The 14,806-nt window shown below is 47.9% G+C and carries 24 protein-coding genes; 2 read left to right on the forward strand and 22 right to left on the reverse strand.

Annotated elements, in window-relative coordinates; genetic code table 11:
• Window positions 1-6 precede the first annotated feature (6 nt).
• Together B5F83_RS09005 and B5F83_RS09010 are read left to right on the forward strand one after the other, a co-directional pair.
• Window positions 7-834, forward strand: a complete 828-nt coding sequence (locus tag B5F83_RS09005; RefSeq protein WP_087279902.1) for a carboxymuconolactone decarboxylase family protein — start codon at window positions 7-9, stop codon at window positions 832-834.
• Between the two features lie 294 nt (window positions 835-1,128).
• The gene (locus B5F83_RS09010) at window positions 1,129-2,958 is read left to right on the forward strand and encodes an aminopeptidase P family N-terminal domain-containing protein (protein ID WP_158094206.1); all 1,830 of its coding nucleotides are present in this window, start codon (window positions 1,129-1,131) and stop codon (window positions 2,956-2,958) included.
• Window positions 2,959-3,081: 123 nt separating this feature from the next.
• Here B5F83_RS09010 and B5F83_RS09015 read toward each other — a convergent pair whose 3' ends face one another.
• The 22 genes from B5F83_RS09015 to rpmC all read right to left on the reverse strand — a co-directional run bounded on the left by B5F83_RS09015 (window position 3,082) and on the right by rpmC (window position 14,793).
• Window positions 3,082-4,584: a glutamine synthetase family protein gene (locus B5F83_RS09015; protein WP_087279909.1), complete on the reverse strand. Its 1,503-nt coding sequence runs from the start codon at window positions 4,582-4,584 to the stop codon at window positions 3,082-3,084.
• Between the two features lie 20 nt (window positions 4,585-4,604).
• The gene (gene rplQ, locus B5F83_RS09020) at window positions 4,605-5,117 is read right to left on the reverse strand and encodes a 50S ribosomal protein L17 (RefSeq protein WP_087279911.1); all 513 of its coding nucleotides are present in this window, start codon (window positions 5,115-5,117) and stop codon (window positions 4,605-4,607) included.
• On the reverse strand, window positions 5,104-6,126 hold the full coding sequence (locus B5F83_RS09025; protein WP_087279914.1) for a DNA-directed RNA polymerase subunit alpha: 1,023 nt from the start codon (window positions 6,124-6,126) through the stop codon (window positions 5,104-5,106). Before B5F83_RS09025 ends, rplQ begins: the two co-directional genes overlap by 14 nt.
• A 36-nt stretch (window positions 6,127-6,162) precedes the next feature.
• Window positions 6,163-6,771 carry a 30S ribosomal protein S4 gene (gene rpsD / locus B5F83_RS09030; protein WP_087279918.1) on the reverse strand — a complete coding sequence of 203 codons (609 nt, stop codon included), beginning with the start codon at window positions 6,769-6,771 and terminating at the stop codon, window positions 6,163-6,165.
• A 33-nt stretch (window positions 6,772-6,804) separates the two neighbouring features.
• Entirely contained in the window at window positions 6,805-7,197 is a 393-nt protein-coding gene (gene rpsK, locus B5F83_RS09035; RefSeq protein ID WP_087279921.1) for a 30S ribosomal protein S11, read from the reverse strand.
• Between the two features lie 14 nt (window positions 7,198-7,211).
• Window positions 7,212-7,592: a 30S ribosomal protein S13 gene (gene rpsM / locus B5F83_RS09040; protein ID WP_087279924.1), complete on the reverse strand. Its 381-nt coding sequence runs from the start codon at window positions 7,590-7,592 to the stop codon at window positions 7,212-7,214.
• 31 nt (window positions 7,593-7,623) lie between these two features.
• Window positions 7,624-7,740, reverse strand: a complete 117-nt coding sequence (gene ykgO, locus B5F83_RS09045) for a type B 50S ribosomal protein L36 (RefSeq protein WP_087279927.1) — start codon at window positions 7,738-7,740, stop codon at window positions 7,624-7,626.
• A 12-nt stretch (window positions 7,741-7,752) separates the two neighbouring features.
• Window positions 7,753-7,971, reverse strand: a complete 219-nt coding sequence (gene infA, locus B5F83_RS09050) for a translation initiation factor IF-1 (protein ID WP_087279930.1) — start codon at window positions 7,969-7,971, stop codon at window positions 7,753-7,755.
• Between the two features lie 19 nt (window positions 7,972-7,990).
• Window positions 7,991-8,761 (reverse strand): type I methionyl aminopeptidase, encoded by a 771-nt coding sequence (map, locus tag B5F83_RS09055; protein WP_087279933.1) that lies wholly within the window; start codon window positions 8,759-8,761, stop codon window positions 7,991-7,993.
• Between the two features lie 29 nt (window positions 8,762-8,790).
• The gene (secY, locus tag B5F83_RS09060; protein WP_087279936.1) at window positions 8,791-10,131 is read right to left on the reverse strand and encodes a preprotein translocase subunit SecY; all 1,341 of its coding nucleotides are present in this window, start codon (window positions 10,129-10,131) and stop codon (window positions 8,791-8,793) included.
• A gap of 10 nt (window positions 10,132-10,141) precedes the next feature.
• On the reverse strand, window positions 10,142-10,588 hold the full coding sequence (gene rplO, locus B5F83_RS09065) for a 50S ribosomal protein L15 (protein WP_087279939.1): 447 nt from the start codon (window positions 10,586-10,588) through the stop codon (window positions 10,142-10,144).
• Between the two features lie 17 nt (window positions 10,589-10,605).
• Window positions 10,606-10,785, reverse strand: coding sequence for a 50S ribosomal protein L30 (gene rpmD / locus B5F83_RS09070; RefSeq protein ID WP_087279942.1), 180 nt, complete (start codon window positions 10,783-10,785; stop codon window positions 10,606-10,608).
• An 11-nt stretch (window positions 10,786-10,796) separates the two neighbouring features.
• Window positions 10,797-11,315: a 30S ribosomal protein S5 gene (gene rpsE, locus B5F83_RS09075; RefSeq protein WP_087279945.1), complete on the reverse strand. Its 519-nt coding sequence runs from the start codon at window positions 11,313-11,315 to the stop codon at window positions 10,797-10,799.
• Window positions 11,316-11,322: 7 nt separating this feature from the next.
• Window positions 11,323-11,685: a 50S ribosomal protein L18 gene (gene rplR / locus B5F83_RS09080; RefSeq protein WP_087279948.1), complete on the reverse strand. Its 363-nt coding sequence runs from the start codon at window positions 11,683-11,685 to the stop codon at window positions 11,323-11,325.
• Between the two features lie 14 nt (window positions 11,686-11,699).
• The gene (rplF, locus tag B5F83_RS09085; RefSeq protein WP_087279951.1) at window positions 11,700-12,263 is read right to left on the reverse strand and encodes a 50S ribosomal protein L6; all 564 of its coding nucleotides are present in this window, start codon (window positions 12,261-12,263) and stop codon (window positions 11,700-11,702) included.
• 20 nt (window positions 12,264-12,283) lie between these two features.
• Entirely contained in the window at window positions 12,284-12,679 is a 396-nt protein-coding gene (gene rpsH / locus B5F83_RS09090; protein ID WP_087279954.1) for a 30S ribosomal protein S8, read from the reverse strand.
• A gap of 73 nt (window positions 12,680-12,752) precedes the next feature.
• On the reverse strand, window positions 12,753-13,022 hold the full coding sequence (rpsN, locus tag B5F83_RS09095) for a 30S ribosomal protein S14 (protein WP_087279957.1): 270 nt from the start codon (window positions 13,020-13,022) through the stop codon (window positions 12,753-12,755).
• Window positions 13,023-13,032: 10 nt separating this feature from the next.
• Window positions 13,033-13,632 (reverse strand): 50S ribosomal protein L5, encoded by a 600-nt coding sequence (gene rplE, locus B5F83_RS09100; RefSeq protein WP_087279960.1) that lies wholly within the window; start codon window positions 13,630-13,632, stop codon window positions 13,033-13,035.
• Window positions 13,632-13,949, reverse strand: coding sequence for a 50S ribosomal protein L24 (gene rplX, locus B5F83_RS09105; RefSeq protein WP_087279962.1), 318 nt, complete (start codon window positions 13,947-13,949; stop codon window positions 13,632-13,634). The genes rplE and rplX overlap by 1 nt, the downstream gene beginning before the upstream one ends.
• Window positions 13,950-13,961: 12 nt before the next feature.
• Window positions 13,962-14,327: a 50S ribosomal protein L14 gene (rplN, locus tag B5F83_RS09110; protein ID WP_087279965.1), complete on the reverse strand. Its 366-nt coding sequence runs from the start codon at window positions 14,325-14,327 to the stop codon at window positions 13,962-13,964.
• 2 nt (window positions 14,328-14,329) lie between these two features.
• On the reverse strand, window positions 14,330-14,584 hold the full coding sequence (gene rpsQ, locus B5F83_RS09115) for a 30S ribosomal protein S17 (protein ID WP_087279968.1): 255 nt from the start codon (window positions 14,582-14,584) through the stop codon (window positions 14,330-14,332).
• 14 nt (window positions 14,585-14,598) lie between these two features.
• Window positions 14,599-14,793 carry a 50S ribosomal protein L29 gene (rpmC, locus tag B5F83_RS09120; protein WP_087279971.1) on the reverse strand — a complete coding sequence of 65 codons (195 nt, stop codon included), beginning with the start codon at window positions 14,791-14,793 and terminating at the stop codon, window positions 14,599-14,601.
• Window positions 14,794-14,806 lie beyond the last annotated feature (13 nt).

A 14,806-nucleotide genomic window follows, 5' to 3' on the forward strand; every position in this document is an offset into this window, starting at 1 on the left:
AGAGAGATGAAAAAATTAATATGTATAATCGCCCTCGTGCTGGCAGGGAGCCTGTCCGCGACGGCACAGACAATAGACACCATGGATAGAATCGAAACATGCAAGCAGAATTATCACACCTTGTTCGGCGGCGAAGCCCTTACCGGACAGGGTACGGACCCGGAGATGATGGATATCCTTCAGAAGTTCATTTTCGGAGAAGTATTCCAGACGGGTGAATTGACACTGAAACAGCGCGAGATGATTACCTGCATCACCCTTGCCACGATGCAGACCCTCCCGCAACTGAAAGCCCACGCCGGGGCGGCACTCAATGTGGGAGTCACCCCAGATGAACTGCGCGAAGTGATGTACCTCACCGCACCGTTCATCGGTTTCCCCAAGATGTTGAACGCCGTTACCACGGTGAATGAGGTATTCAAGGAGCGGGGCATCAGCCTGCCGTTGGAAAAACAGGGCACAGTGACGGAGGAAACACGCCACGAGACGGGCAAGGCTATTCAGGACAAGCTCTATCCCAGCGGCATCGCCCCGGTAATGGAAGGCATGCCGGGTGACATGGGCAAAGATGTGGAACGGTTCCTTACGGATTATTTTTTCGGCGACATATACAGCCGTGGCGCACTTGACCTGAAGACACGCGAGCTGTTGGGCTACTGCATACTGGCGACCTTGGGAGCCGAAAGCCAGCTCCACTCGCACTATCACGGCAATATCAACGCCGGCAACTCGCCCGAAACATTGACCGCCGCCGTCATCCAGTGCCTGCCTTACATCGGCTTCCCTGCCGCCATCAAGGCGTTGCGCATCACCAAGGAAGAATACGCCAAGTAAAACATCATTTCCCCATTTACTTACGCGCACGCCCCGACTCGGCTTTCGTAATTATAACTCACTGTAAATCAATAATAAGCATAATACCAAGCGAAAAATCACTGTGGATTCCAGCAGGTTCTTAACCCCATGAAATCCACAGTTAAAAATTATATTCACACCTTTAATACATTGATTATAAACAGAAAACAGCATCACCAAGTTAAGTCGGGGCGTGCTTTTATGACAAGACCGACTTTAACAAAATTATTCGTAAATTTGTCTTTTACTCAAAACTTATGGACATTTAAAGGCATGGACAAGATAAAGGACAGGATAGCCGCACTCAGACGGCTGATGAAGGAAAACGGATGGGATGCGGCCGTCATTTCGGGCAGTGACCCGCACTCAGATGAATACGTACCGGCAAGATGGCAGGCACGTGAATGGATTTCCGGGTTCACCGGCTCGGCAGGGGATGTAGTTGTGACGGAAACCCACGCCGGACTCTGGACCGACAGCCGCTATTTCATACAGGCGGGAAAAGAACTGGAAGGAAGCGGCATGGAGTTGCACAAAACCCGTATCCCCGGAGCCGTATACATCCCGGAATGGCTCGGCCAGGCAGCAAAGGAAAAGCCTGGATTCAAAGTAGGAATCGACGGCCTCACCATTAGCTTCACTGAAGTAGAAGCCATCGAAGCCGCCATCACGCCATACGGAGGGCAAATCGCTGACAGTCCGGATTTTATCTCTGAAATATGGGAGGACAGGCCCGAATATCCCGATGCCCCAGCCTGCACCATGCCGGTAAAATTTGCCGGAAAATCAAGAAAACAGAAACTCACATGGCTCAGGGAGAAAATCTCCGCCGAAAATTGCAGTGCAATGCTCGTCACGGCCTTAGACGAGACAGCCTGGCTTCTGAACATAAGGGGCGGGGACATCGATTACAATCCGTTGCTGCTTGCTTATACGGTAGTAACCGAAAACGGTTGCACCTTATTTGCCGACAACGGCAAATTTTCACAGTCCGATATCGAGGAACTGTACAATGACGGCATCGGCTTACAGCCATACGAAAGCGTGGACACATACCTGCACATGCTTTCTAAAGAAGGGAAACGCATCATGACCGACTCCGGCACTGTCAATTACCATCTCTACAAAAGCATCTCCGATTCATTCGGAGCACAGAGGATAACATGCCTCCGCTCCCCTATGGCAATGGAAAAAGCAATCAAGAACAGTGCGGAAATCGACGGTATGAAGAAAGCCGCAATATCGGACGGAGTCGCAATGACAAAATTTTTCATCTGGCTCGACGGGCAGATGAAACTCACGAAAAAAGGACTTGCAAAAGTTTCGGAAACAGATGCGGCAAGAAAACTGGACGGGCTGCGCAAAGACATGGGTGCTCTGGACGAGAGTTTCGCCACCATCTCCGCATACGGGGAGAATGCCGCCCTGCCCCACTACAGTGCAGAGGAAGGCTCCTGCTCGTATCTCAGACCGCGCGGGCTGTACCTTGTCGATTCCGGAGGACAATACCCATGGGGAACGACCGACATCACACGCACAATCCCTTTGGGAAGGTGCAGCAGAAAAGAGAAAAAGGGCTATACCCTCGTCCTGAAAGGCATGATAGCGCTTGCAAGGGCCAGATTCCCGGAAGGGACGACAGGGACCAATATAGATGCCCTCGCCCGCAATCCGCTTTGGCAGAACCACCTCGATTTCGGGCACGGAACCGGGCACGGCGTAGGGCACAGACTGTGCGTACATGAAGGCCCGCAGGCCATAAGGCACAACTGGGTAGATTGTCCGCTGCTCCCGGGAATGATTACATCGGACGAACCGGGGCTCTATGTCGAAGGGCAATTCGGCATAAGGCACGAGAACCTTCTGCTGTGCAAGGAAGCCGAAAAAAACGAATTCGGGAAATGGCTTTGCTTCGAGACAATCACTTACACCCACATAGACACTGCCGCCATAAACAAATCCCTGCTATCGGATGATGAAATAAAATGGCTGAACTCATACAACCGCATGGTTTACACGAAGCTTCGCAGATTCCTCGAAAGGGACGAGCGCAAATGGCTCAAAAAGCGTTGCCGGCCCATAAGGTTCCGGTCACTGCTATAAATGGCTCGCATACCTGAAATCACATTGCAGCAAATAAAAGGGAGCAACCGGTGAGGCGCTCCCTTTTATTTGTTTCCGATTCGATTTCCGGAAAATTATCACATCGGAAAATATCCCGGAAAATTATCCGCAATGGAAATATGTTTCGACTATTTCGGACATTAACGAAGAATCTTTCTTCGCTTTCGCCACGAGTTCGCGGTCATTGTATGCCTTGAGACGTGCTATTACGCCGTCTATCATCTCAGGGCTGAAGATACCGTATTTCTCGTAATATGCCCTCTGACGGGACAGACAGTCGGCGGATTCCGAACAATTGGCAGGAAGATGCTCAAGGGCGTCCGCCTTGGCCTTGTTCTCATCCTTATGGATGTCCACGTCCACATAGCAGCGTTCAGCTATTTCAAGAGCATTATCAAGCTCGAAGCCCGTCCTTACGGCAACGCAAAGGCTGGCAAGCAACTGATAAATGTCCGCTGAAGCATCCGGCGAACGCATTTCCACAGTCTGTTTTTCCGGATGATCCGTATCGTTTACCTTCTCCAACGGATTGGCGGCTGCGCACATGTCTTTTGCAGCAGTCCATCCGAGAGGCACTCTGACGAGTACGGAACGGTTCCTGTCTCCCCAGCAGACATTCGTAGGAGCTTCCTGATGAGGTACAAGACGGAAATACGAGGTAGGGACCTTGTTTCCGAAAGCCGTGATAGACGGAGCAAGCACCATCATACCGGCTATGGCCTTGCGGGCATCCTCTGAAAGCCTGCCATGGTCGAGCATCCTGTTGGCACCGTCCTTGACTATCTTCATGTGGATATGCATGCCCGAACCGGCCTTGCCTTCGGTAATCTTAGGAGCGAAAGTAACTTCGTAACCGTAACTGTGCCCCAGATTCCTGATTATCCATTTTGCAAGCATAAGCTGATCGGCAGCCTGCTCGGCCGGAACAGGAAGGAACTCTATCTCGTTCTGCTCATAAATCATCGATTTTTCGGTAAAATTCCCGACCTCGTTATGGCCGTACTTGATGGAAGCCCCGGTAGAGGCTATGCAGTACATGCACTGGGTGCGGAAATCGCCGAATTTGGAGAACGGAGCCGACTCATGGTAGCCTTTCTGGTCTTTTGCCGGATACATGCCGTCATCCTCTGCGATGACATAGTATTCCAGCTCGCCCATTGCATAAAACTCCATGCCCGTAGTATTCTTGAATGCCTCGCACGCCTTCCTGAGCGTATACTCAGGACTGCTGGACAACGGCTTCCCGTCTTTGTTGAAGAAAGAGCAGAGCATCGTGACCGTAGGTATTTCCGCAAACGGATCGACGAAAGCCGTACGAAAACGCGGAAGCACATACAAGTCGCTGCTTCCTGCTTCGATAAACGAGAACAGGCTCGAACCGTCAACCCTTTCTCCGCAAGTAAGAATGGTATTAAGGTATTCTTCATTGTTTATGACGAAATTCAGGGTCTTGAGACGTCCGTCTTCCGCCGGATACATGAAGTTTACCATCTTGATGTCATTCTCCTTTACATATTTGATAATATCCTCCTTGGTAAATTCCTCGGAGGATTTTTTCAAATAGGAAACGATTCTATTAGGATTCAATGAAATATTTTTATCCATCGCTCGTTTATATGTAATTGCTACTCTTCCTTGGCTTCAGCCGCCTCTGCCTTAGGAGCTTCGGTTGCTGCCGCTTCCTGAGCGGGAACTTCAGCTTCCTTGGTCTGAGGTTTTCTTGAACGGCTGCGGCGGGTGGTCTTCTTCTCCTCCTTTACAGGGGCAGCCATAGCTGCTTCGTTAAAGTCCACAAGCTCTATCAATGCTATTTCGGCAGCATCGCCTTTCCTGAAACCCACTTTCAGGATACGTGTATATCCGCCCGGACGGTTGGCTATCTTAGGCGCCACTACACGGAACAGTTCGGTAATGGCCTGTTTCTGTTTAAGATAACTGAAAACGACACGGCGCGAATGCGTGGTATCCTCTTTGGACTTCGATATGAGAGGTTCTACATACATCCTCAAAGCCTTCGCCTTTGCCAAAGTTGTGATTATCCTTTTGTGGAGAATCAGCGAGCAAGCCATATTGGCAAGCATCGCTTTTCTGTGCGCACTTTTACGGCCGAGATGATTTATTGCTTTATTGTGCCTCATAATTGTTATTTATGTGTTTCTTTACTTCAATATTGTACTTGCTGACATCCATTCCGAATGAAAGATTCCATTTGTCTACGAGGACATCGATTTCGTTAAGGGATTTCTTACCGAAGTTCCTGAACTTCATCAACTCGCTCCTCTGGTACGAAACCAGGTCCGCGAATGTCTCGATATTTGCAGCTTTCAAGCAGTTGAAAGCCCTGACAGACAATCCCATATCCGCCAGCTTCGTCAGAAGCAGATGGCGCATGCGGAGAGAATCCTCATCAAGTTCCTGCTGTTCGTTTTCGACAGCGGTTTCCAAAGCTATCTTTTCATCGGAGAAAAGCATGAAATGATAGATAAGTATTTTCGCTGCCTCCTTCAATGCCGTCTTAGGAGAAATCGACCCGTCTGTGGTTACTTCGAGGACCAGCTTGTCGTAGTCGGTCTTCTGCTCGACACGCCAAGGCTCGACAATCCAATTGACATTCTTGATAGGAGTGAAAATAGCATCTATCGGCAGCGTATCGACCGGAGCATTGTGATCGCGGTTTTCCTCTGCCGGGACAAAACCCCTTCCCTTGCTTATGACTATGTCCATCACCAACTTTACGGAAGGTTCCATGGAGCAGATATGAAGCTCGGGATTCAATACTTTGAACGATGAAAGAGCATTTGAAAGATCTTCTGCGGTAAACTCCTGCTTTCCGCTTATAGTAATCGTGGCCACCTCTCCATCTTCAGTATCGACCATTCTCTTGAAACGTACCTGCTTCAGATTGAGGATGATATCCTGAAGACCTTCAATAACACCGGGGATAGTGTCGAATTCGTGAGTAACCCCGGAAATCTTGATAGAAGTGATGGCAAAACCCTCTAATGACGACAATAAGATACGGCGGAAAGCGTTACCAATCGTCTGTCCGTATCCCTGCTCGAGAGGACGGAATTCAAAACGGCCAAAGGTATCGGTACCGTCGAGCATTATTACCTTATCCGGTTTTTGAAATGCTAAAATTGCCATATTTTCTTAATTTTTAGTGTTTTGCCCTTTTATCTTTTATTTAGAATACAACTCGACTATAAGCTGTTCGTTGATGTTTTCAGGAATTTCTTCCCTTACAGGATAATTCATATACTTTCCGGAGAGCTTCGACTGGTCGAATTCTATCCATGAATACTTCCTCGTAGCCGATGATGCCAGCGCGTCCTGTATCACCTCAAGGCTCTTCGAGCGCTCGCGCACTGCAATTATGTCGCCAGGCCTTACCTGTGCCGACGGAATGTTGCAGACCTCGCCGTTCAGCGTGATGTGTGCGTGCGATACGAGCTGCCTTGCAGCAGGACGTGTAGGAGCAAGACCCATACGGTAAACGATGTTGTCGAGACGGGACTCGAGAAGGATAATAAGGTTCTCACCTTTCACACCCTTCATTTTCGAAGCCTTTTCGTAAGTATTGCGGAACTGCCTTTCGAGAACGCCGTAAGTATATTTCACTTTCTGCTTTTCCCTAAGCTGCATTCCATACTCGGAAGATTTTTTACGTTTTCTGGCCAAACCGTGCTGTCCCGGAGGATAATTCCTTCTTTCGAAATCTTTATCCGGTCCAAAAATAGGCTCTCCAAACCTGCGGGCTATTTTAGTCTTAGGCCCAATATATCTTGCCATATTAAAACTACCTTTTAAAAACGTTATTTAAAATTATACTCTGCGGCGGCCTTTAGGACGGCAACCATTGTGAGGCATAGGAGTAACGTCGATAATCTCGGTCACTTCGACACCTGTAGTATGGATTGTTCGGATTGCGGACTCACGTCCCTGGCCCGGACCTTTCACATAAGCCTTGACTTTACGCAAGCCAAGATCGTATGCTACTTTTGCAGCTTCGGCAGCCGCAACCTGTGCTGCATAAGGAGTGTTTTTCTTCGAGCCCCTGAAGCCGCACTTGCCTGCTGAAGACCAGCTGATAACCTGACCAACGCTGTTGGTTATGGTTATAATCACATTGTTGAAGGTGGAAGAAATATGGGCCTGGCCATAAGCGTCTACCTTGACAACTCTCTTCTTATTTGTTGTTCCTGTTTTCTTTGCCATAATAGTGTCATTTACTATTTAGTTGCTTTTTTCTTGTTAGCGACCGTCTTTTTCCTTCCTTTACGTGTACGGGCATTGTTCTTGGTGCTCTGGCCACGGACAGGAAGTCCGATACGATGGCGGATTCCCCTGTAACAACCGATATCCATCAGTCGCTTGATGTTCAACTGTATTGCGGAACGAAGTTCGCCCTCGATTTTGTATTCCTGGGCAATCTTCGCACGGATGGCTGCAACCTGGTCATCGTTCCAGTCGCCCACCTTCGTGTCGAAATCTATGCCGAGTTCGGAAAGAATCTTCCTGGATGAACTGCGGCCAATCCCGAAGATATAGGTCAAACCTATCTCTCCCCTTTTATTTTTAGGTAAATCTACACCGGCTATACGTGCCATAATATACTCTGATTTTTAATTTTAAAATTAATTATTATCCTTGGCGCATTTTAAACTTAGGATTCTTCTTGCATATGATGTACAAGCGGCCTTTGCGCTTTACTATCTTACAGTCCTCGCTGCGCTTTTTAATGGATGCCTTTACTTTCATTTCTCTTTAAATTTATTTGTATCTGAAAGAAATTCTTCCCTTTGTTAAATCGTAAGGTGACATTTCGACTCGCACCTTATCCCCAGGCAGGATTCGGATATAATGCAACCTCATCTTACCGGAAATATGTGCTATAATCACGTGGCCGTTATCCAGTTCGACCCTGAACATCGCATTGGACAAGGCTTCGATGATCACACCGTCTTTTTCTATTGCTGCTTGTTTTGGCATACAATTATCACTCTTTAATTTAATTCTTACCGTTTTCTATATATTCGAAAGTAGACAGTACGTCCGCCCGGTCTTTACGGACAACAACCGTAAGTTCGAAATGTGCAGCCTTCTTGCCGTCCAGGGTATGGACTCCCCAACCGTTGCGGTCGAGATAGACATCGCGCTTGCCTGCATTCACCATCGGCTCTATGCAGATAACCATCCCGTCTTTAAGTCTGACCCCGTTTCCCTGTTTTCCGTAATTCGGAACTCCCGGGGATTCGTGCATGTTCCTGCCTATTCCGTGCCCTTCGAGCTCCCTCACGACGGAGTAGCCGAATTGCTCTACATACGATTGTACCGCGTGTCCTATGTCACCGGTACGGTTACCGTCAATGGCCTGCTCTATACCTTTGTACAATGATGCCTTCGTAACCTCCAGAAGTCTGCGGTCCTCTTCCGAAATCTCGCCACAGGCGAAAGTATAGGCGGAATCCCCGCAATAACCTCTGTAGGACGTACCGCAATCCACCGACACTATATCTCCCTCACGGAGCTGATAATGGGACGGAAAACCGTGTACGATTACATCATTTATGGAAATACAGAGCGAATAAGGATACCCCTCGTAACCGAGGAAACAAGGCACGGCTCCATGATCGCGAATGAAAGTCTCTGCTATCCTATCCAACTCTAATGTTGTCACACCTGGAATAACATGTTTCCCGACTTCCGCAAGCGTCTTGGATACGAGCAGCGCGTTTTCACGCAACAGCTCGACTTCTTCCGCATTCCTTGACCTTACCATTGTTACTTCTCCTATATTCTAAACCTTTATTACATTCCGGAACGTCCCTGGAGGCGGCCTGTCTTCATCAAACCGTCATAGTGACGGCTCAGGAGATGACTCTCTATCTGTGTCAGGGTATCAAGAATGACTCCGACAAGAATCAGCAGCGATGTACCGCCGTAAAAACTTGCGAACTGGTTATTGATACCGAGAATCCTCGCGAAGGCAGGAAGTATGGCGACCAAAGCGATGAATATCGAACCCGGAAGGGTTATGCGGTCCATTATGGTACCGATATATTCAGCCGTCTTTCTGCCAGGCTTCACGCCAGGGATGAAACCTCCGTTCTGCTTCATCTGCTCGGCCATCATCGTAGGGTTGATAGTCACAGAGGTATAGAACCAGGTGAATGCTATCACGAAAATGGCGAAAATGAAGTTGTACCAGAATCCGTTATAGTCGCCCAAAACGGCTGCAAGCCCCCTTGTCGCATCGAAGCGGCCGAAAATGAGAGGGAACAGCATCAGTGCCTGGGCGAAGATAATCGGCATGACACCGGCAGCATTGACCTTCAACGGCAGGTACTGGCGCACACCGCCGTACTGCTTGTTGCCGACAATCCTCTTGGCGTACTGTACCGGAACCTTTCTCGTCGCCTGCACCAGCGCGATGGTAGCGATGAATACGAAGAACAGAAGTACGAACTCTACGATAAGCAGGAGGGCGCCTCCGACATTCGCTGTGGAGAATTTCGAACCGAACTCAGCCACAAGCGCATAAGGAAGCCTTGCTATGATACCGACCATGATTATCAACGAGATTCCGTTTCCGATTCCCCTGTCCGTAATCCTCTCGCCGAGCCACATGACAAACATGGTTCCGCCTATGAGGATAAGGGTAGCCAGGAAATTGTACCAGAACGGTGACATTCCGAGATTGTTGATTGCCAGGAAAGCCGAATCAGGAACCTGCGTATGGAGATTTGCCATGTATGCAGGGCCCTGGATAAGAAGTATGATGATAGTCAGAAGCCTTGTCATCTGGTTCATCTTCCTTCTCCCGCTTTCACCTTCTTTCTGAAGCCTCTGGAAATAAGGCACCATGACTCCGAGAAGCTGGATCACAATCGATGCCGAAATATAAGGCATGACTCCGAGGGCGAATATCGAAGCATTTCCGAATGCGCCTCCGGAGAACATGTTCAGCAAGCCGACGAGGCCTTCCGAAGAAGTTTCCTGCAATTCGGCAAGCTGTGCAGGATCGATGCCCGGAAGCACTACAAAACTTCCGAGACGATAGACCAACAGCAGAAGAAGGGTATAACCGATTCTCTTGCGGAGTTCCTCGATCCTATATATGTTTTTAATTGTCTGGATCAATCTTCTCATTGCACCAGAATTAGATTGTAGTTACTTTACCTCCGGCTTTCTCAATCTTCTCTATGGCAGACTTGGAGAAAGCATTGGCCGTTACATCGATTTTGGCAGTCAGTTCGCCGTCGCCGAGTATCTTGACAAGCTCGTTGTTCTTAACGACACCGAAATTCCTGAGCACATCGATATCAATGACCGAAAGATTGTTTTTCTCGGCCAGGTTCTGGAGTGTGCGAACATTGACCCCGAAATATTCAACTCTTGTAAAATTGTTAAATCCAACCTTAGGAAGACGACGCTGAATAGGCATCTGGCCTCCTTCGAAGCCAATCTTGCGTGAATAACCGGAACGGGCCTGAGCTCCTTTGTGACCACGTGTCGACGTACCGCCATGTCCGGAACCTTCGCCACGGCCGATCCTCTTTTCTCTTCCTTTGGAACCAGGAGCTGGTTTCAAATTATGTAATTTCATTTATCTGTCCTCCTTGTTTAGATTTCCTCGATTTTGACCAAATGACGTATTTTCTCGATTCTTCCGGAACTTGCAGGGGTAAGTTCGACTTCCACGCTCTGGTGCATCCTGCGTATCCCGAGTATTTCGAGATTAGCCTTCTGCCTCTTGGTAGAACCGTTCTTGCTCTTTATCTGTGTAATTCTTACTTTAGCCATCTCAAATCCTCCTAACCGTTAAATACTTTACTCATAGGAATACCACGGAGACCTGCTACAGTATATGCGTCACGCATTTCCGAAAGTGCGGCTACGGTTGCCTTTACAAGGTTATGAGGGTTGGAAGAGCCTCTCGACTTTGCAAGCACGTTGCGTATTCCGACAGACTCGAATACGGCACGCATTGCACCTCCTGCCTTGACTCCGGTACCAGGGGCTGCCGGTTTCATGAAAACTTTCGCTCCGCCGAATTTGAATTCCTGCTCATGAGGAATGGTACCGTTCAATACAGGGACCTTCACGAGATTCTTCTTTGCGTCCTCGACTCCTTTCGAAATGGCCGTGGTAACCTCGTTCGCCTTGCCGAGACCGTAACCGACTACGCCGTTTTCATCGCCTACGACCACTATAGCAGCGAAACTGAAATGACGGCCACCTTTCGTAACCTTGGTAACCCTCTTTATAGCGACCAATCTGTCTTTCAATTCAAGCTCAGATGTCTTTACTCTTTTAACATTAGTATTTGCCATAATCACTTTAGAAAATTAGGCCGCCTTCACGGGCAGCGTCTGCCAAACTTTTTACCCTACCATGATACAGGTAACCTCCTCTGTCGAAAGACACAGTAGAGATTCCTTTAGCAATCGCACGCTCGGCTATGGATTTGCCGACTACGGCAGCCACATCCTTACCGCACTTGCCGGCGCATGCCCCTACGAGTTCCTTGTCAAGAGACGATGCGGAAACAAGCGTATGTCCTTTAGTGTCGTCAACAACCTGGACATAAATCTGTTTGTTGCTTCTGAAAACGACCATTCTCGGCCTTTCAGGAGTACCGTTAACGACTTTACGTATACGGTAATGTATTCTTTTCCTTCTTTCTATCTTATTAAGTGCCATAGTTCTGTCTCCTATTATTTAGCGCTTGCCGATTTACCAGCCTTACGACGAAGCTGTTCACCGACGAACTTGATACCCTTGCCCTTATATGGCTCTGGTTTACGCAGAGACCTTATCTTTGCGGCAACCTGGCCCAAAAGCTGTTTGTCATGGCTTTTAAGCACAAGCACAGGGTTTGCTCCCTTTTTAACGGCTTCGGCTTCAGCCTTTACTTCCGGAGGCAGCATGAAGTGTATATCATGCGAATAACCGAGGGACATTTCGAGCACCTGCCCTTTTACTTCCACACGGTAACCGACACCGACGAATTCCTGTTTGATGGTAAAACCTTCAGAAACTCCCACTACCATATTGTGAATCAGCGCACGGTACAATCCATGGAGCGAACGGTGTGCGGGATCATCAGTAGGACGGGACAATGTAACAGTGTTACCCTCAACTTTCACGGTAATGTCAGGATTTACTTTCAACGACATTTCCGTTTTCTGAGGTCCTTTAACCTTGACCGTATTGTCGGGGCTTACTTCTACCGTAACTCCGGCCGGAAGGTGTACAGGCAATTTTCCTATTCTTGACATTTCTATTATCTTTTATAAAATTAATAAACGTAACAAATGAGCTCGCCGCCGACATTCAATTCTTTGGCCTTTTTGTCTGTGATGACACCTTTCGAAGTCGAAAGGATGGCAATTCCCAGACCGTTGAGTATTCTTGGAATCTTGTCCACCGGAGCATAACGCCTCAGACCTGGAGTCGAAATCCTGCCAATCTTCTTGATTGCCGGTTTCTTTGTCTCAGGATGATATTTGAGGGCTATCTTGATGGTGTTGTAAGGCGTGCCCTCGACCACTTTGTAAGTCAGGATGTAGCCCTGCTCGAAAAGTATCTCGGTAAGTGCGAGTTTCATCTTCGACGAAGGCACTTCCACAACCTTGTGGCCTACCATATACGCATTGCGTATCCTTGTCAAATAATCTGCAATTGGATCAGTCATAATGTTTTTGTTTTTCTAAATATCGACGTTCACACGCCCGATATCCAATGTGTTTATAATAAATGATTAAAATTTACCAACTTGCTTTTTTTACACCCGGAATAAGACCGTTGCTTGCCATCTCGCGGAACTGTATACGGCTGATGCCGAACTGGCGCATATATCCTTTCGGACGGCCTGTAAGAGAACAGCGGTTGTGAAGGCGGCAAGGGGACGAATTCTTAGGAAGTTTATCCAAAGCGGCCCAGTCTCCGGCTTCTTTGAGAGCCTTTCTCTTAGCGGCATATTTGGCCACCAGCTTTGCGCGTTTCACTTCGCGGGCTTTCATTGATTCTTTTGCCATATCCTAATCTTTAATTGTTATGTTTCTTGAAAGGCACACCGAATTCACGAAGGAGCGCACGTGCTTCTTCATCGGTACCGGCCGTTGTCACGAATGTGATTTCCATTCCCATTACCTTGGTTATCTTGTCGATATCGATTTCAGGGAATATGATCTGCTCTTTGATTCCGAGGGTATAGTTTCCTCTTCCGTCAAATTTCTCGTCCACACCGTTGAAATCACGGATACGAGGGAGGGAAACAGCGATGAGCCTCTCAAGGAATTCGTACATCTTCGCCGAACGGAGTGTCACCTTGACACCGATAGGCATCCCCTTACGGAGTTTGAAGTTGGAAATATCCTTCCTTGACAAAGTCTGGACGGCTTTCTGACCGGTAATCTGGGTAAGTTCCTGCTGAGCCACTTCGATAAGCTTCTTGTCGGCAGTAGCGCTTCCTATACCCTGGTTGATGCTTATCTTGACCAGTTTCGGGCACTGCATGACAGTAGTATACGAGAACTCCTTCATCAGAACCGGAACTATTTCCTCTTTATATTTTTTCAGCAGAGTAGGGACATATCCCTTAGCAGGCAAGGCCTGATCTGCAACTGCGGTAGTCTTCTTTGCCATTATTTGATTTCCTCCCCAGATTTTTTAGCATAACGTACAAGCTTGCCGTTCTCCAGACGACGCCCGATTCTTGTAGGAACTCCCTTGACAGGATCCAGCGGGTTGAGATTGGAAATGTGGATGCTTGCTTCTTTCTTGATAATTCCGCCCTGAGGGTTCTTAGGAGACGGTTTGGTGTGCTTGCTGATGATATTCACACCCTCGACGATAGCACGCTCCTTCTTAGGGAACACCTCAAGCACCTTTCCGGTCTTGCCTCTGTCATTTCCGGAATTTACATAGACCATATCGCCTTTTTTAATGTGTAACTTGCTCATAATTAATATATTTTAAAGTACTTCAGGTGCCAATGAGACGATTTTCATGTAATTATCCCTCAATTCCCTGGCTACCGGCCCGAAAATACGGGTGCCACGGATTTCACCCTGGTTATTGAGTAAAACGCAGGCATTGTCATCGAAACGGATATACGAACCGTCTGCCCTGCGGATTTCTTTCTTGGTGCGGACTACTACGGCCTTTGAAACGCTGCCTTTCTTGGCATCGCCACCAGGCAACGCACTCTTAATGGCGACTACTATCATGTCGCCTACGGTTGCATAACGACGGCGCGTACCGCCCAGAACGCGGATGCAAAGAACTTCCTTGGCTCCGCTGTTGTCTGCCACCTGTAAACGTGTTTCCTGCTGTATCATTGTTACTTGACTTTTTCTACGATTTCTACTAACCTCCAGCACTTGGTCTTACTCAAAGGACGGGTCTCCATGATACGGACGGTATCGCCCTCACTGCACTCGTTCTTCTCGTCATGTGCTACGAACTTTGTGGTCTTATTTACGAATTTACCGTAAATAGGATGCTTCACTTTCCTATTGACAGCCACCACGATGGACTTGTCCATCTTATTGCTGACAACTATGCCTACTCTTTCTTTACGAAGATTCCTTTCCATTTCAGATATCTTTTTTAGTTCTGTTTCTCTTTTTCGGTAAGAATCGTCAACATGCGCGCGATATCTTTCCTTAATTTCTTAATCTTTGAGTTGTCCTCCAACGGGGATATGGCATGGTTGATCTTCATCATGTTGAGCTCGGACTTTGCCGACTCGATTCTGTCACGCAGGTCTGCTACAGACATATCACGAATTTCTGCTGGTTTCATCTTTCACTCCATT

This window comes from Muribaculum sp. An289 (assembly GCF_002159555.1).
In the GTDB taxonomy this organism is placed as follows: Bacteria; Bacteroidota; Bacteroidia; order Bacteroidales; family UBA932; genus Merdivivens; species Merdivivens faecigallinarum.

Coding starts and splice junctions, on each gene's coding strand:
- rpsH (WP_087279954.1), bottom strand. CDS start 12,679: ATGACTGATCCAATTGCAGATTATTTGACAAGGATACGCAATGCGTAT.
- rpsN (WP_087279957.1), bottom strand. CDS start 13,022: ATGGCAAAAGAATCAATGAAAGCCCGCGAAGTGAAACGCGCAAAGCTG.
- rpsD (WP_087279918.1), bottom strand. CDS start 6,771: ATGGCAAGATATATTGGGCCTAAGACTAAAATAGCCCGCAGGTTTGGA.
- rplQ (WP_087279911.1), bottom strand. CDS start 5,117: ATGAGGCACAATAAAGCAATAAATCATCTCGGCCGTAAAAGTGCGCAC.
- B5F83_RS09015 (WP_087279909.1), bottom strand. CDS start 4,584: ATGGATAAAAATATTTCATTGAATCCTAATAGAATCGTTTCCTATTTG.
- B5F83_RS09010 (WP_158094206.1), top strand. CDS start 1,129: ATGGACAAGATAAAGGACAGGATAGCCGCACTCAGACGGCTGATGAAG.
- rplE (WP_087279960.1), bottom strand. CDS start 13,632: ATGGCAAAGAAGACTACCGCAGTTGCAGATCAGGCCTTGCCTGCTAAG.
- rplO (WP_087279939.1), bottom strand. CDS start 10,588: ATGAAATTACATAATTTGAAACCAGCTCCTGGTTCCAAAGGAAGAGAA.
- rplF (WP_087279951.1), bottom strand. CDS start 12,263: ATGTCAAGAATAGGAAAATTGCCTGTACACCTTCCGGCCGGAGTTACG.
- rplR (WP_087279948.1), bottom strand. CDS start 11,685: ATGGCACTTAATAAGATAGAAAGAAGGAAAAGAATACATTACCGTATA.
- rplN (WP_087279965.1), bottom strand. CDS start 14,327: ATGATACAGCAGGAAACACGTTTACAGGTGGCAGACAACAGCGGAGCC.
- B5F83_RS09005 (WP_087279902.1), top strand. CDS start 7: ATGAAAAAATTAATATGTATAATCGCCCTCGTGCTGGCAGGGAGCCTG.
- rpsK (WP_087279921.1), bottom strand. CDS start 7,197: ATGGCAAAGAAAACAGGAACAACAAATAAGAAGAGAGTTGTCAAGGTA.
- rplX (WP_087279962.1), bottom strand. CDS start 13,949: ATGAGCAAGTTACACATTAAAAAAGGCGATATGGTCTATGTAAATTCC.
- rpmD (WP_087279942.1), bottom strand. CDS start 10,785: ATGGCTAAAGTAAGAATTACACAGATAAAGAGCAAGAACGGTTCTACC.
- secY (WP_087279936.1), bottom strand. CDS start 10,131: ATGAGAAGATTGATCCAGACAATTAAAAACATATATAGGATCGAGGAA.
- rpmC (WP_087279971.1), bottom strand. CDS start 14,793: ATGAAACCAGCAGAAATTCGTGATATGTCTGTAGCAGACCTGCGTGAC.
- ykgO (WP_087279927.1), bottom strand. CDS start 7,740: ATGAAAGTAAAGGCATCCATTAAAAAGCGCAGCGAGGACTGTAAGATA.
- B5F83_RS09025 (WP_087279914.1), bottom strand. CDS start 6,126: ATGGCAATTTTAGCATTTCAAAAACCGGATAAGGTAATAATGCTCGAC.
- rpsQ (WP_087279968.1), bottom strand. CDS start 14,584: ATGGAAAGGAATCTTCGTAAAGAAAGAGTAGGCATAGTTGTCAGCAAT.
- map (WP_087279933.1), bottom strand. CDS start 8,761: ATGGTAAGGTCAAGGAATGCGGAAGAAGTCGAGCTGTTGCGTGAAAAC.
- infA (WP_087279930.1), bottom strand. CDS start 7,971: ATGCCAAAACAAGCAGCAATAGAAAAAGACGGTGTGATCATCGAAGCC.
- rpsE (WP_087279945.1), bottom strand. CDS start 11,315: ATGGCAAATACTAATGTTAAAAGAGTAAAGACATCTGAGCTTGAATTG.